At 62.7% G+C, this 244-nt stretch carries 1 protein-coding gene; it reads right to left on the bottom strand.

What is annotated here, in order from left to right; genetic code table 11:
* Positions 1-213, bottom strand: a 213-nt coding sequence (locus tag JHD73_RS28990; RefSeq protein ID WP_199033465.1) for a response regulator transcription factor, incomplete at its 3' end; no start/stop codon positions are given.
* Positions 214-244: the final 31 nt, after the last annotated feature.

Genomic DNA, 244 nt, shown 5'->3' with positions numbered 1-244 from the left:
ACGGTCGCGTGTCCGAAACTGCGACAGCAACGTCATGCCGTCGATGCCCGGCAGGCCGAGATCGAGAATCACCAGATCGTGCGTCTGCTTGGCAAGCTGTTCGGCGGCAAACACACCGTCATGCACCGTGTGCACGCGATGTCCGGCCTGGGTGAGTCCGGCGTGGATACCGCTGGCAATGGCGCGGTCGTCTTCAATCAGCAGGATGCGCATGGAATGAGCCTGGAGGCGGCGGTCCCTCAAT

It is taken from the genome of Ralstonia sp. ASV6, from assembly GCF_016429285.1.
In the GTDB taxonomy this organism is placed as follows: Bacteria; Pseudomonadota; Gammaproteobacteria; order Burkholderiales; family Burkholderiaceae; genus Ralstonia; species Ralstonia flaminis.
This window is presented reverse-complemented; position numbering and strand designations above follow the sequence as displayed.